Origin of the sequence: Mycobacterium avium subsp. avium (genome assembly GCF_009741445.1) — a bacterium.
Taxonomy (GTDB): domain Bacteria; phylum Actinomycetota; class Actinomycetes; order Mycobacteriales; family Mycobacteriaceae; genus Mycobacterium; species Mycobacterium avium.
This window is the reverse complement of the sequence record NZ_CP046507.1, coordinates 2,859,749-2,875,442: the sequence shown is the minus strand read 5'-3', so window position 1 is coordinate 2,875,442 and position 15,694 is coordinate 2,859,749. Positions and strand designations below refer to the sequence as shown.

6 protein-coding genes are annotated in these 15,694 nt (G+C 69.7%); 4 read left to right on the top strand and 2 right to left on the bottom strand.

The window, feature by feature from the left end:
• Positions 1-5: 5 nt before the first annotated feature.
• On the bottom strand, positions 6-1,472 hold the full coding sequence (locus tag MAA44156_RS13260) for an aldehyde dehydrogenase (RefSeq protein ID WP_009975868.1): 1,467 nt from the start codon (positions 1,470-1,472) through the stop codon (positions 6-8).
• A gap of 131 nt (positions 1,473-1,603) precedes the next feature.
• Between MAA44156_RS13260 and MAA44156_RS13255 the strand changes: the two genes are divergently transcribed.
• Positions 1,604-2,956 (top strand): lipocalin-like domain-containing protein, encoded by a 1,353-nt coding sequence (locus MAA44156_RS13255; protein ID WP_009975872.1) that lies wholly within the window; start codon positions 1,604-1,606, stop codon positions 2,954-2,956.
• Here the strand turns inward: MAA44156_RS13255 and MAA44156_RS13250 are convergent.
• A complete protein-coding gene (locus tag MAA44156_RS13250; RefSeq protein WP_009975873.1) occupies positions 2,945-4,090 on the bottom strand; it encodes an aromatic ring-hydroxylating oxygenase subunit alpha in 1,146 nt (381 codons plus the stop codon). The two genes, MAA44156_RS13255 and MAA44156_RS13250, sit on opposite strands and share 12 nt — an antisense overlap.
• Positions 4,091-4,130: 40 nt before the next feature.
• Here MAA44156_RS13250 and MAA44156_RS13245 point away from each other — a divergent pair, with 40 nt between their 5' ends.
• The 3 genes from MAA44156_RS13245 (at position 4,131) to MAA44156_RS13235 (ending at position 15,676) form a co-directional block, all read left to right on the top strand.
• The gene (locus tag MAA44156_RS13245) at positions 4,131-5,039 is read left to right on the top strand and encodes a MerR family transcriptional regulator (protein ID WP_009975874.1); all 909 of its coding nucleotides are present in this window, start codon (positions 4,131-4,133) and stop codon (positions 5,037-5,039) included.
• 60 nt (positions 5,040-5,099) lie between these two features.
• Entirely contained in the window at positions 5,100-5,822 is a 723-nt protein-coding gene (locus tag MAA44156_RS13240) for a DUF1906 domain-containing protein (protein WP_009975877.1), read from the top strand.
• A 563-nt stretch (positions 5,823-6,385) separates the two neighbouring features.
• Positions 6,386-15,676 carry a type I polyketide synthase gene (locus tag MAA44156_RS13235; protein WP_065370717.1) on the top strand — a complete coding sequence of 3,097 codons (9,291 nt, stop codon included), beginning with the start codon at positions 6,386-6,388 and terminating at the stop codon, positions 15,674-15,676.
• The last annotated feature ends 18 nt before the right edge of the window (positions 15,677-15,694 follow it).

Here is a 15,694-nt window from a genome sequence, read left to right as displayed (position 1 = left end):
CTAATTCACAGCGGCGGCAGCTGCCCCTTGCACACGAGCGTCTGAAGCTCGACGTACTCATGTAGCCCCTCGGGACCGAACTCCCGCCCGATGCCGGATTGCTTGAATCCGCCGAACGGGGCGCCGATGTCCAGGGTGTACATGTTGATGCCGTACGTGCCGGTGCGAACCGCGGCGGCGACCTCGAGGCCGTGGGCGACGTCGGCCGTCCACACCGAACCGGCCAGGCCGTAATCGGTTTCGTTGGCGATGCGGATGGCGTCGTCCTCGTCGCGGTAACGCAACACCGTCAACACCGGGCCGAAAATCTCCTCCCGGGCGATACGCATGTCGTTGGTGGCGTCGGCGAACAGCGTCGGCCGCACATACCAGCCGCGCCCCGCCGGGCTGTCCTCGCCGCCGAGCACCATGCGGGCCCCCTCACTGCGGCCGGACTTGATGTACTCCTGGACCCGGCGCTGTTGGCGTTGGGCGACAAGCGGTCCGATGTCCGTCGACTCGGCGGCCGGATCGCCGACATTCAGCTCCGCCATCATGGCGGCCAGTGCGTCGACGACCTCGTCGTGCTTGCGGTCGCTGACCAGGATGCGGGTCTGGGCGACGCAGGCCTGCCCGTTGTTCATCAGCCCCGCACTCTTCAGGCCGGCGACGGTCTTGTCGATGTCGGCGTCGTCGAGGATGATCGCCGCCGACTTGCCGCCCAACTCGAGGCTCACCCGCTTGAGCCGCTCCCCGCACAGGGCGGCGATCCGGCGCCCCACGGCACTCGAGCCGGTGAACGCGACCTTGTCCACTCCCGGGTGGCGCACCAGCGCCTCGCCCACGTCGGTGCCGCCGGGAAGCACCGACACCACACCCGGCGGCAGCTCCAGCTGCTCGATCATCTCGGCCAACCACAAAGCGTCCAAAGGGGTTTCGGGTGCTGGTTTCACGATCACCGTGCACCCCGCGATGAGCGCCGGGATCAGTTTGGGCATGATCAGGAACTGCGGCACGTTCCACGGCACGATCGCGCCCACCACCCCGACCGGGGCCCGGTGCAGGTGCACCTCGCCGAGCACGCCCTGGCGGCGTTCGGTCCAGGGAAAGTCCCGGGCGGCGGCCAGCGTGAGGTGGATCAGCGTCGCGGCGGCCGCTCCCTGACCCATCCGGCTGAAGCTGCGCGGCGACCCCATCTCGTCGGTGATCAGGTCGGCCATCTCGTCCATGTGCGCGGCGTAGATCGTGGCGAGCTGTTCGACCTTGGCCATCCGCTCGGCATGGCTCATCCGCGGCCATGGGCCGTGATCGAAGGCCCGGCGCGCGGCGGCGACGGCGGCGTCGACGTCCTCGGGACCGGCCGCCTGGGCATGGCCTATCGGCTGCTCGGAGTGCGGCGAGATCACGTCGAGCTGCTGCGGATTGGCCGGCTTTCGCCACTGCCCGCCGATGAACAGTTCGTCGTAGCAACGATGGTCGGAATTCTTCGTCATCGGGCGCCTCCTCGAGGCAGCGATGGGCGCTGGACCGGATCCGCACCGTAATTTGCTATTGACGCTAACATAGCGAAAAAAGGACAAGTCAGGAAGCCGCGGATGGATCATCGGCGACGGCGAGGCGAGAGATGAACAGCGACTGGCGCAGTTATCCATTCCAGCTGGTGCCCGGAGACGGCCAGCTCGAATTCCCCGCTGCCGAAGGCGAACACCGTGACCAGGAGTCGGACACCTGGTTCCTAGCGGGCCAGCTGGAGGCCGCCGGGGCCGACCGGTCGTTCGCCTTCCTGACCATCTTCAACAAGAACCGGCCCGGCGGCACGGTGGTCGCCGATTTCTACACGATGGCGCTGTTCGATCTCGATACCGGCGACTACGGCACCTATACGGATTACGACATGCCGCCGGCCAATCTCGAGCCGGGGGCGCCACGCAAGATGGGGCTGGCCGCCGGCTATCTCGACATCAGCTACGCCGGTGGCGCCGGCACCGCATCATGGACCAGCTGCCGCAACGGCGACGGCGGTTTACTGCCCTACACCTACCGGGTGAGCCTGGTCGGCGAGGACCATTGCGGCCGGCGGATGCGCCTGGACCTGGCCGTAACGCCAACGCGCGCACCGACTCCGGTGGGCGCGTCGGCCTACAACGGAAAGATCGTCTGCTTCGGCCAACGCGACACCTACTCCTACTTCCAGACCGGCATGGCGATGACGGGCACCCTGCGCTGGGGCGAGCAGGTTCACCAGGTGTCGGGCAGCAGCGGTCATGTCGATCGGCAGTGGTTCCCGAAATACGCCGGCGGTGGCGGATCCGGCGGAGACCCACGGGCCAGGTCGCACGAGTGGCGCACCATCAACTTCGACAACGGCGTCGACCTGAGCATCTGGCGGCAGTTCGACCGCACGAATAACAATGTCCTGCAACCGTTTACCGGGATCACGGTCAGCTATCCCGACTCCGCCATGGCGCCGGAGTGCGCCGAGGACGTCGAGGTCACCGTCAGCAGCTACGTCCGCTGGCCGGAGAGCATGCGGCCCTTGGTGCGTCCCCTTGCCCCTGCCCGGTACCTGCCCGATCGTCACCGGATCACCTGTCCCACATTGGGACTCGACATCACCGGCGAGCCGGTGGTGGCGGCGCCGGCGCACGGTCTGCCGATCGAATACATGGAAGGCCCCTACCGTTACCGCGGGACCCTGCAGGGACAACCGGTGACCGCGTTTGCCTTCAACGAACGGTCCCTGGCGCTCTACCGCGATTGGGAATTGGTCGAGGTGCTCGCCACCACCGTCATGCATACCGAACCGTCCGATCCCGACCTGCGGGCGACGGTGGATCGATTGGCCCCGTTGGTGGCCGCCGGCCGTCGGCGCGAGGCGGTCGAACTGCTGGCCGCCGTGCGCCCCGCCCAGACAGGCGCGCTGGCAACGTTATTGGACGATCTGGTGACGGTGCTGTCCACCGAGTCAGCCGGTTGAGGCCGCCAGCGCCTTGGCCCAGGTGATGTGGCGGTGCTGCAATCCCGGCTCGTTGCGGCCGAACACCAGGTGGTCGCGCGCGCCGGACTCGAGGTTGGCTTGCAGGCTCTCGACCAGCCGGTAGTCCTCGTCGCGCACGGTGGCGTGCGCATAGTCGAAGACGGCCTGGACGCCCGCGGCGACGGATTCGTCGGAAAGGTCTTGCGGTGTTGCGTTCTGGTGGACGGTGATTGACCGGCCGGGCCGATCGCCGGGGTAGACGCGGAACAGCTCGCCGTTGGCGATGGTCACCGACAGCACGATGTTGGGGAACAGCGCGTAGATCACCACCATGTTGTGGAACGGGTTCCACTGGTCCTCGGGTATGTCGTCGAGCTCCAGGATGGTGTTGAGCGGGAAGACCAGCCTATGATGCGGCCCGTAGGAGTCGAACACCGTGCAGTTGCTGCGCGCGATCGTGGTGAAGGTCTGCCGGTGCACGGTGGCGAAATGGTAGTTCTCGGCGAACGTGTCGATCGCGAGTTTCCAGTTGATCGCGCAGTCGAGCACCTTCTCGCCGAGCGGGGACCAGCGGCCGATACCCCAGGAGTCGAGTTCGTCGGCGAGCGGCCCGAGGTGGGTGGCCACGTCCAGCGTCGCTCCCGGATCCAGTGACACCCAAAGGAATCCGGCGAACTCGGTGGCCGGCAGCTCGGTCAGGCCGGCAGAGCGCAGCGTCACGTCCGGGAATCCCTCGCGGCCCGGCAGTCCGACCAGCCGGCCGGTGTTGTCGTAGGTCCACGCGTGGTAGGGGCAACTGAACCGGCTGGCGGTGCCGCATCCGGTCGCCACCTGCGACTGGCGGTGCAGGCAGACGTTGTTGAACGCCTTCACCGAGCCGTCGGAGGTTCGGGTCAACAGGACGGATCGGCCCATCACCGTCTTGGTGCAATACGTCCCGGGGGCGGGCAGCTCCGAGACGTAGCCCACCAACTGTGGGCTGGCCAGCAGCATGGCGCGGTCCTGCTGGTGCCGCTGCACGCAGGTGTAGTCACGCGCGTCGACGACGTGGGCGGTGGGGGCGAGATCGGTTGTCCTGTCCCGCGCCAGCTTCAAGGCACGCCGGGTCAGGTCGATGAGCTGATCGTGTTGCATCCGCTCAGTACAGACCTTGCGACAGTTGTAAGGTCAAGGAGTGGCTGAGCAGTTGCTGATCGGCGACGTCACGGCCCTGACCGGAATCGCCTCGGGCCGTATTCGCCACTACGAGAAGATCGGGCTGCTGCACGCCGACCACCTGTCCAACGGCTACCGCGTCTTCGACGTGGAACAGGTGCTCGACCTGTTGCGCATCGACCCGATGCGCAGTCTCGGCGTCGGCATCAACGACATTCAGCGATTGCTGCACGGCGGGCACAGCACGCTGGCGGATCTGCTCGACGAGCACCGCGCACTGCTGATCCAGCAGCGCGACCGGTTGGACCAACTGATCCGCGCCCTGGACGAATCCTGCGCCCAGTCAAGGGCGGCCGCCGACGGCACCGACGTCAGCGAGCACCTGCTGCGCCAGCTGGCGACCACGCATCGCGACAGCATCGGGGTGATCGGGCGGCTCAGCGCCCCGCTGCCGGCGCCGGTCGCCGCGATGTATGCCGACCTGTTCGACGAGTGGGACCTGCCGGTCCCCGCCCTGTTCGGGCAGATGAGGCTGCCGAGCGCGGCCAGCACCCTGCTGGCCCAACTGGCCGAGACCCCGGGGCGCCAGGTGCTGTTCGACCGGCTGCGCCGGCTGGCCGCCGACGTCATCGCGCTCGGCGAAAGCGTATCGGCGGCAACCGAACTCGCGCACAATTGGATCGAGCAGCAGCTGGCCGACCCGCTGCCCGACGACGTGGTCACGGTGCTGCGAGGCGTGCAACCGCTGTTGGGGCAGGACCCGGTGATCGTGCAGGGGTTTCGGGCCTGGGCGGGCTCGATCAGCCCGGCGGCCGCCCGGTTCATCGAGGAGATCGCGCGGCAGACCGCGCGCCGGGGCCTGGCGGCGGTGAGCGTCATCGTGCTGCCCGCGGCGGACCGGGCCCAAACCGCCGATGCGACGCCGTGATACAAATGTGACTCGTGTGATCAACGGGGCACATGGGGTTTATGTCGTACCCTATGGCCTGTGTCCTCCGTTTCGCGGCGCGATCTGCTGAAATTCGCGGCCGCGGCGCCGGCCCTGCTGGGCCTGGGCGTCGCGGGTTCGACGGCGTACGCCGCGCCGGCGTCGGCATCGCTGGGCACCCTGCTCGACTACGCGGCCGGTGTCATCCCGGGCAGCCAGTTGCGGGCGGCCGGCGCCCTGGGGGCGATTCGGTACGTGTCGGACCGCCGGCCCGGCGGGAACTGGATGCTGGGCAAGCCGATCCAGGTGGCCGAGGCGCGCGATCTCAACGCCAACGGGCTCAAGATCGTGTCCTGCTACCAGTACGGCAAGGGCAACACCGCGGACTGGCTGGGCGGCGCCAGCGCCGGCCTGCAGCACGCGCAGCGCGGCATGCAGCTGCACGCCGCGGCGGGCGGGCCGGCCACCGCACCCATTTACGCCTCGATCGACGACGACCCGTCCTACGAGCAGTACAAGAGCCAGATCGCGCCGTATCTGCGGTCGTGGGAGTCGGTGATCGGCCATCAGCGCACAGGCGTGTACGCCAATTCCAAAACCATCGATTGGGCGTTGCACGACGGGCTGGGCTCCTATTTCTGGCAGCACAACTGGGGATCGCCCAAGGGGTTCACCCATCCGGCCGCCCATCTGCACCAGGTCGAGATCGACAAACGCAGCGTGGGCGGGGTCGGGGTGGACATCAACGAGATCCTCAAGCCCCAATTCGGGCAGTGGGTCTAGCCGCCGCCGGGCCCTCGCGAGCCGTCACCGCGGCCGCCGGGCCGGCCGGAAGGCCGACTCTTAGAAATTCCAGCAAACACTCGTTCGCTCATTTTCTCGGCGCGCGGCCGCCGGCGATCGCCGCACGGCGCCGCCGACGCCGGCTCGACGGCGCTTCGCGGCGCAAAATTTTTACATAACGATTCGATAACAAAACTGCTTTGATCTGCGCAGTTATAGCTACTCGACCGTAACCACCTGCACGCAGCAGGTTTGTTCGCCGCGTCCGCGCCGCCGGCGAAACCCGGTGTTACCCACAACACGGTTACCCATGCGTAGAACTCACCAGTAACCGATCAGCACGCGAAACGAGGGGCCGATCCTTATGACACTCTTAGTGCAGCCGATGAAGTCCGCCGCGCCGCTTCGCACCACCGGGGCGGCCGCCGACGTCACACCGGCCGGCCGTTTCCCGGCCGCGATTCGACGCGGAATCGACGGGCACCGACGAGGCCCCAACCCTCTGGCGGTGACCGCCACACGAACTTCAGACCTAAAGACGCATATCAGGGGAGACAGAGAAGGTGACGATCCACGAGCACGACCGGGTGTCCGCCGACCGCGACGGGCAGGGCCCGCATGGGGTCAAGCACCCACCAGCCGGGGACACGCATGCTCTGGTCGACCGCCTGGCGGCCGGCGAGCCCTACGCGGTGGCCTTCGGCGGCCAGGGCAGCGCCTGGCTGGAGACCCTCGAAGAGCTGGTCTCGTCGGCCGGCATCGAGCCGGAGCTGGCAACCCTGGTCGGTGAGGTCGACCTGCTGCTCGAGCCGGTGGCGAAAGAGCTCGTCGTGGTGCGCCCGATCGGCTTCGAGCCGCTGTCCTGGGTGCGCGCGCTGGCCGCCGAGGACCCGGTCCCGTCCAACAAGCACCTGACCTCGGCCGCGGTCTCCATCCCCGGCGTGCTGCTGACCCAGATCGCGGCCGTGCGCGCGCTGGCACGCCAGGGCATGGACCTGACGGCCACGCCGCCGGTGGCCGTCGCCGGACATTCCCAGGGCGTGCTGGCCGTCGAGGCGCTCAAAGGCGCGGGCGCTCGCGACGTCGAGCTGCTGGCGCTGGCCCAGCTGATCGGTGCCGCCGGCACGCTGGTGGCCCGCCGGCGCGGCATCTCGGTGCTCGGCGACCGTCCGCCCATGGTGTCGGTCACCAACGCCGACCCCGAGCGGATCAGCCGGCTGCTCGACGAGTTCGCCCAGGACGTACGCACCGTGCTGCCGCCCGTGCTGTCCATCCGCAACGGCCGCCGTTCGGTCGTCATCACCGGCACCCCGGAACAGTTGTCGCGCTTCGAGCTGTACTGCCGGCAGATCTCGGAGAAGGAAGAGGCCGAGCGCAAGAACAAGCTGCGCGGCGGCGACGTCTTCGCGCCGGTGTTCGATCCGGTGCAGGTCGAGGTGGGCTTCCACACGCCCCGGCTGGCCGACGGCATCGATATCGTCGGCGGCTGGGCAGAGAAAGTCGGCCTGGACGTCGCCCTGGCCCGGGAACTGACCGAGGCCATCCTGGTGCGCCGGGTGGACTGGGTGCAGGAGATCACCCGCGTACACGAGTCGGGCGCGCGCTGGATTCTGGACCTGGGCCCCGGCGACATCCTGACCCGGCTGACCGCGCCGGTGATCCGCGGCCTCGGTGTGGGCATCGTGCCCGCCGCGACCCGCGGGGGACAGCGCAACCTGTTCACCGTCGGCGCCGTCCCCGAGGTGGCGCGGGCCTGGTCGAGCTACGCCCCGACGCTGGTTCGGCTGCCCGACGGCAGGGTCAAGCTGTCGACCAAGTTCACCCGCCTGACGGGCCGCTCGCCGATCCTGTTGGCCGGCATGACCCCGACCACGGTGGACGCCAAGATCGTGGCCGCCGCGGCCAACGCCGGGCACTGGGCCGAGCTGGCCGGCGGCGGGCAGGTCACCGAGGAGATCTTCGCCGCCCGGATCGAGGAGCTGTCCGGGCTGCTCGAGGAGGGCCGCACCTACCAGTTCAACGCGCTGTTCTTGGACCCGTACCTGTGGAAGCTGCAGGTCGGCGGCAAGCGGCTGGTGCAGAAGGCGCGCCAGTCCGGCGCGGCGATCGACGGCCTGGTGATCAGCGCCGGCATCCCCGAGCTGGAGGAGGCCGTCGAGCTGATCGAGGAGCTGGGCGACGTCGGCATCAGCAACATCGTGTTCAAGCCCGGCACCGTCGAACAGATCCGTTCGGTGATCCGCATCGCCACCGAGGTGTCCACCAAGCCGGTGATCGTGCACATCGAGGGCGGCCGCGCCGGCGGCCACCACTCCTGGGAGGACCTCGACGACCTGCTGCTGGCGACCTACTCGGAGCTGCGGTCGCGGCCCAACATCACCGTCTGCGTCGGCGGCGGCATCGGCACCCCCGAGCGGGCGGCCGAGTACCTGTCCGGTCGGTGGGCCGAGAAGTACGGCTTCCCGCTGATGCCGATCGACGGCATCCTGGTCGGCACCGCGGCGATGGCGACGCTGGAGTCCACCACCTCGCCGTCGGTCAAGCGGATGCTGGTCGAAACCCAGGGCACCGAGCACTGGATCGGCGCCGGAAAAGCCGTGGGCGGCATGGCATCCAGCCGCAGCCAGCTCGGCGCGGACATCCACGAGATCGACAACAGCGCCTCGCGGTGCGGCCGGCTGCTGGACGAGGTCGCCGGTGACGCCGAGGCCGTCGCGGAACGCCGCGACGAGATCATCGCCGCGATGGCCAAGACCGCCAAGCCGTACTTCGGCGACGTCGGGGAGATGACCTACCTGCAGTGGCTGCAGCGCTATGTCGAGCTGGCCATCGGCGACGGCGACTCCACCGCCGACACCGCGTCACCGGGCAGCCCGTGGCTGGCCGACACCTGGCGCGACCGTTTCGAGCAGATGCTGCAACGCGCCGAAGCACGTTTGCACGCAAAGGATTTCGGTCCCATCGAGACGCTGTTCGACGGCTCGACCGAGGACGGCGCGCGGCTGCTGGAAAACCCGGCCGAGGCCATCGCCACCCTGCTGGCGCACTACCCCGACGCCGAATCCGTGCAGCTGCACCCGGCCGACGTCCCGTTCTTCGTCACGCTGTGCAAGACGCCCGGCAAGCCGGTCAACTTCGTGCCGGTCATCGACAAGGACGTCCGGCGCTGGTGGCGCAGCGACTCGCTGTGGCAGGCCCACGACGCCCGCTACGACGCCGACCAGGTGTGCATCATCCCGGGCACCGCCGCGGTGGCCGGCATCACCCGGATGGACGAACCCGTCGGGGAACTGCTGGACCGCTTCGAGCAGGCCGCCATCGACGAGGCGCTGGCCGCCGGGGTGCAACCCGCGGCCGTCACGTCGCGCCGGACCGGTCGCGCCGACGTGACGGGACCGCTGGCCGTGGTGCTGGACGCCCCCGACGTGCAGTGGGCCGGCCGCACCGCGATCAATCCGGTCCACCGCATCGCCGAGCCCGGCGACTGGCTGGTGCACGACGGGCCGGACAGCCGCCGCGCCACCCACTCGTCCACCGGGGCGCGGCTGCAGGTCGAGGGCGACCGCGTCGTCCTCAGCGTCCCGGTGTCGGGCACCTGGGTCGAGATTCCATTCACCTTGCCGCCCAACACCATTGACGGCGGCACCCCGGTGGTCTCCACCGACGACGCGGCCACGGCGATGCGCGCGGTGCTGGCGATCGCCGCCGGCGTGGATGGGCCGGAGTTCTTGCCGAAGGTCGTCGACGGCGCGGCCACCGTCACGGTGGACTGGGATCCCGAGCGGGTCGCCGACCACACCGGGGTCACGGCCACCTTCGGTGAGCCGTTGGCGCCCAGCCTCACCACCGTGCCCGACGCGCTGGTCGGCCTGTGCTGGCCGGCGGTCTTCGCGGCGATCGGTGCGGCGGCCACCGACACCGGCGTCCCGGTCGTGGAGGGCCTGCTGAGCCTGGTGCACCTGGACCACGCCGCGCACATGGTCGGCAAGCTGCCCACCACGCTGGCCCAATTGACCGTCACCGCAACGGCTTCGGCGGCCGCCGACACCGACATGGGCCGCGTCGTCCCGGTTTCGGTCACCATCGCCGACGCCGACGGCCAGGTGATCGCCACCCTCGACGAGCGTTTCGCGATCCTGGGCCGCACCGGCCCCGCCGAACTGACCGACCCCGCGCGCGCCGGGGGAGCGGTGTCGGAGAACGCGACCGACACCCCGCGCCGGCGCCGCCGCGACGTCACCATCACCGCGCCCGTCGACATGCGTCCCTTCGCGGTGGTGTCCGGCGACCACAACCCCATCCACACCGACCGGGCCGCCGCGCTGCTGGCCGGTCTGGAAACGCCGATCGTGCACGGCATGTGGCTGTCCGCCGCCGCCCAGCACGCGGTGACCGCCACCGACGGTCAGGCCCGCCCGCCGGCGCGGCTGATCGGCTGGACCGCCCGCTTCCTGGGCATGGTGCGTCCCGGTGACGAGGTCGCGTTCCGCGTGGACCGTGTCGGAATCGACCAGGGCGCAGAGGTTTTGGAGGTGGCCGCCCGCGTCGGGTCGGACCTGGTGATGTCCGCGACCGCGCGCCTGGCCGCCCCGCGCACCGTCTATGCGTTCCCCGGCCAGGGCATTCAGCACAAGGGCATGGGCATGGACGTGCGGGCCCGGTCCAAGGCCGCGCGCAAGGTGTGGGACAAGGCCGACAAGTTCACCCGCGACACGCTGGGCTTCTCGGTGCTGCACGTGGTGCGCGACAACCCGACCAGCATCATCGCCAGCGGTGTGCACTACAACCACCCCGAGGGCGTGCTGTACCTGACGCAGTTCACCCAGGTCGCGATGGCCACGGTGGCGGCGGCGCAAGTCGCCGAGATGCGTGAGCAGGGCGCCTTCGTCGAGGACGCGATCGCCTGCGGGCACTCCGTCGGCGAGTACACCGCGCTGGCCTGCGTGACGGGCATCTACGAGCTGGAAGCCTTGCTGGAGACGGTGTTTCACCGCGGCTCCAAGATGCACGACATCGTGCCGCGCGACGAGCTGGGCCGGTCCAACTACCGGCTGGCGGCGATCCGCCCGTCGCAGATCGACCTGCCGGACGACGAGGTGCCGGCGTTCGTCGCGGGAATCGCCGAGCGCACAGGGGAATTCCTGGAGATCGTGAACTTCAACCTGCGGGGTTCGCAGTACGCGATCGCCGGCACGGTGCGCGGGCTGGAGGCGCTCGAGGAAGAGGTGGAGCGGCGTCGCGAGATCACCGGCGGCAAGCGCTCGTTCATCTTGGTGCCCGGCATCGACGTGCCCTTCCACTCGCGGGTGCTGCGCGTCGGTGTGGCGGAGTTCCGGCGTTCGCTGGACCGGGTGATGCCGCGCGACAAGGATCCCGACATCATCATCGGGCGCTACATCCCCAACCTGGTGCCGCGGCCGTTCACCCTGGACCGCGACTTCATCCAGGAGATCCGCGACCTGGTGCCGGCCGAGCCGCTCGACCCGATCCTGGCCGACTACGACACCTGGCTCGCCGAGCGCCGGATCGAGATGGCCCGCACGGTGTTGATCGAGCTGCTGGCCTGGCAGTTCGCCAGCCCGGTGCGCTGGATCGAAACCCAGGACCTGCTGTTCACCGAGGAGGCGGCCGGCGGTCTGGGCGTGGAGCGGTTCGTCGAGATCGGTGTGAAGTCCGCACCGACCGTCGCCGGGCTGGCCACCAACACCCTCAAACTGCCCGAATATGCGCACAGCACAGTCGAAGTGCTCAATGCCGAGCGTGACGCGGCGGTGCTGTTCGCCACCGACACCGACCCCGAGCCGGAACCGGAGGCGGACGAGGCTTCCGATTCGGCCGTTCCGGCCTCATCGGACGGTGCACCCATGTCCGATGTCGCCCCCGCCGCCGCACCGGCTCCCGCCGCGGCTCCGTCCGGGGCTCCGCGTCCCGAGGACATCCCGTTCGACGCCGCCGATGCCACGCTGGCGCTGATCGCGCTGTCGGCCAAGATGCGCATCGACCAGATCGAGGAGCTGGACTCCATCGAGTCCATCACCGACGGCGCCTCGTCGCGGCGCAACCAGCTGCTGGTGGACCTGGGGTCGGAGCTGAACCTGGGCGCCATCGACGGCGCGGCCGAAGCCGACCTGGCCGGGTTGCGCGCTCAGGTGACCAAGCTGGCGCGCACCTACAAGCCTTACGGCCCAGTGCTTTCCGATGCGATCAATGACCAGCTGCGCACGGTGCTGGGGCCCTCGGGTAAGCGGCCCGGCGCCATCGCCGAGCGGGTCAAGAAGACCTGGGAGCTCGGCGAGGGCTGGGCCAAGCACGTCACGGTCGAGGTGGCGCTGGGCACCCGCGAGGGCACCAGTGTCCGCGGCGGCGCGCTGGGTCATCTGCACGAGGGCGCGCTGGCCGACGCCGCCGCCGTCGACAAGGCCATCGACGCCGCGGTCGCCGCGGTCGCCGCGCGGCGCGGCATCACGGTGGCGCTGCCGTCCGCGGGCGGTGGCGGTGCCGGTGCGACCATCGACGCCGCCGCACTGGGCGAATTCACCGAACAGATCACCGGCCGCGACGGCGTGCTGGCCTCGGCGGCGCGCCTGGTGCTCAACCAGCTGGGCCTGGACGAGCCGGCCGGCGCCGCGGCCGCGTCAGCGGCCACCGACGCCGAGCTGATCGATCTGGTGACGGCCGAACTCGGCGCGGACTGGCCGCGTCTGGTGGCGCCGGTGTTCGACCCCAAGAAGGCCGTGCTGTTCGACGACCGGTGGGCCAGTGCCCGCGAAGACCTGGTCAAGTTGTGGCTCGCCGACGAGGGCGACATCGACTCGCAGTGGCTGCACCTGTCCGAAAGGTTCGAGGGCGCAGGCCATGTCGTGGCCACCCAGGCCACCTGGTGGCAGGGCAAAGCCCTGTCCGCGGGCCGCGCCGTGCACGCGTCGCTGTACGGCCGCATCGCCGCCGGCGCCGAGAATCCCGACCCGGGCCGCTACAGCCACGAGGTCGCCGTGGTGACCGGCGCGTCCAAAGGTTCGATCGCCTCGTCGGTGGTCGCGCGACTGCTCGACGGCGGCGCCACCGTCATCGCGACCACGTCGAAGCTGGACGACGAGCGGCTGGCGTTCTACCGGGGCCTGTATCGCGACCACGCACGCTACGGCGCGGCGCTGTGGGTGGTCGCGGCCAATATGGCGTCCTACTCCGACATCGATGCGCTGGTCGAGTGGATCGGCACCGAGCAGACGGAAAGCCTTGGGCCCCAGTCGATCCACATCAAGGACGCGCAGACCCCGACGCTGTTGTTCCCGTTCGCCGCACCGCGGGTGGCCGGCGACCTGTCCGAGGCCGGCTCTCGCTCCGAGATGGAGATGAAGGTGCTGCTGTGGGCGGTGCAGCGGCTGATCGGCGGGCTGTCCAAGATCGGTGCCGAGCGCGACATCGCCTCCCGGCTGCACGTCGTGCTGCCCGGCTCGCCCAACCGCGGAATGTTCGGCGGCGACGGCGCTTACGGTGAGGCCAAGTCGGCGCTGGACGCGCTGGTGAGTCGTTGGCACGCCGAGTCGTCCTGGGCGGCCCGGGTCAGCCTGGCGCACGCGCTGATCGGCTGGACCCGCGGCACCGGGCTGATGGGCCACAACGACGCCATCGTCGACGCGGTCGAACAGGCCGGCGTCACCACCTACTCCACCGACGAGATGGCGGCGATGCTGCTGGATCTCTGCGACGTCGAGTCGAAGGTGGCCGCGGCCAGCGCCCCGATCAAGGCCGACCTGACCGGCGGCCTGGGCGAGGCCGACCTGGACATGGCCGAGCTGGCCGCCAAGGCCCGCGAGCAGGCCACCGGCGCGGAGCCGGCCGCCGACGACGGCCCGACGCCGGGCACCATCGCCGCGCTGCCGTCGCCGCCGCGCGGGTTCACCCCGGCACCGCCGCCGGAGTGGGCCGACCTGGACGTCGACCCGGCCGATCTGGTGGTGATCGTCGGCGGCGCCGAACTCGGCCCGTACGGCTCGTCGCGCACCCGCTTCGAGATGGAGGTCGACAACGAACTGTCGGCGGCGGGGGTGCTCGAGCTGGCCTGGACCACCGGCCTGATCCGCTGGGAGGACGACCCCCAACCCGGTTGGTACGACACCGAATCCGGTGAGCTGGTCGACGAGTCCGAGCTGGTCGAGCGCTACCACGACACCGTCGTGGCGCGCTGCGGCATCCGCGAGTTCGTCGACGACGGCGCGATCGACCCCGATCACGCGTCGCCGCTGCTGGTCTCGGTGTTCCTGGACAAGGACTTCACCTTCGTGGTGTCCTCGGAGGCCGACGCCCGCGCGTTCGTCGAGTTCGATCCCGAACACACGATCATCCGGCCGGTGCCCGACTCCAGCGACTGGCAGGTCACCCGCAAGGCGGGCACCGAGATCCGGGTGCCGCGAAAGACCAAGCTGTCGCGGGTGGTTGGCGGCCAGCTGCCTACCGGGTTCGACCCGACGGTCTGGGGCATCAGCCCCGACATGGCGAGTTCCATTGACCGGGTAGCGGTTTGGAACATCGTGGCGACGGTCGACGCATTCCTGAGCGCCGGGTTCAGCCCGGCCGAGGTGATGCGCTACGTGCACCCGAGCCTGGTGGCCAACACCATGGGCACCGGCATGGGCGGCGGCACCTCGATGCAGACGCTGTATCACGGCAACCTGCTGGGCCGTAACAAGCCCAATGACATCTTCCAGGAGATCCTGCCGAATATCGTTGCCGCACATGTGGTTCAGTCCTACATCGGCAGCTACGGCGCCATGATCCACCCGGTGGCCGCGTGCGCGACGGCCGCGGTCTCGGTGGAGGAAGGCGTCGACAAGATCCGCCTGGGCAAGGCCGAGATGGTGGTCGCCGGCGGCATCGACGACCTGACGCTGGAGGGCATCATCGGGTTCGGTGACATGGCGGCCACCGCCGACACCGGCATGATGCGCGGCCGGGGCATCTCGGACGCCAAGTTCTCCCGGCCCAACGACCGGCGCCGGCTCGGCTTCGTCGAGGCCCAGGGCGGCGGCACCATCCTGCTGGCCCGCGGCGACCTGGCGTTGAAGATGGGTCTGCCGGTGCTGGCGGTGGTGGCCTACGCGCAGTCGTTCGCCGACGGCGTGCACACCTCGATCCCGGCGCCGGGGCTGGGTGCGCTGGGAGCCGGTCGCGGCGGCAAGGAGTCGCCGTTGGCGCGCGCGCTGGCCAAGCTCGGGGTGGGCGCGGACGACGTCGCGGTGATCTCCAAGCACGACACCTCGACGCTGGCCAACGATCCCAACGAGACCGAACTGCACGAGCGGCTCGCCGACTCGCTGGGGCGCTCGGAGGGTGCTCCGCTGTTCGTGGTGTCGCAGAAGAGCCTCACCGGGCACGCCAAGGGCGGCGCGGCGGTCTTCCAGATGATGGGCCTGTGCCAGATGCTGCGCGACGGGGTGATCCCGCCCAACCGCAGCCTGGATTGCGTCGACGACGAACTCGCCGGCTCGGCCCACTTCGTCTGGGTGCGCGAGACCTTGCGGCTCGGCGACAAGTTCCCGCTGAAGGCGGGGATGGTGACCAGCCTTGGCTTCGGCCATGTTTCGGGTTTGGTGGCGCTGGTGCACCCGCAGGCGTTCCTCGCCGCGCTGGACCCGGAGCAGCGCGCGGACTACCAGCAGCGCGCCAACGCGCGGCTGCTGGCCGGTCAGCGGCGGCTGGTCTCGGCGATCGCCGGGGGCGCGCCGATGTACCAGCGGCCACCGGACCGTCGCTTCGACCATGACGTGCCGGAGAAGCGTCAGGAGGCCGCGATGCTGCTCGATCCCGCCTCGCGGTTGGGTGACGGCGACGCCTACCAGGTCTCTGCCGGGTGACGGCGGCGATCCGTTAGC

Coding starts and splice junctions, on each gene's coding strand:
- MAA44156_RS13260 (WP_009975868.1), bottom strand. CDS start 1,472: ATGACGAAGAATTCCGACCATCGTTGCTACGACGAACTGTTCATCGGC.
- MAA44156_RS13255 (WP_009975872.1), top strand. CDS start 1,604: ATGAACAGCGACTGGCGCAGTTATCCATTCCAGCTGGTGCCCGGAGAC.
- MAA44156_RS13250 (WP_009975873.1), bottom strand. CDS start 4,090: ATGCAACACGATCAGCTCATCGACCTGACCCGGCGTGCCTTGAAGCTG.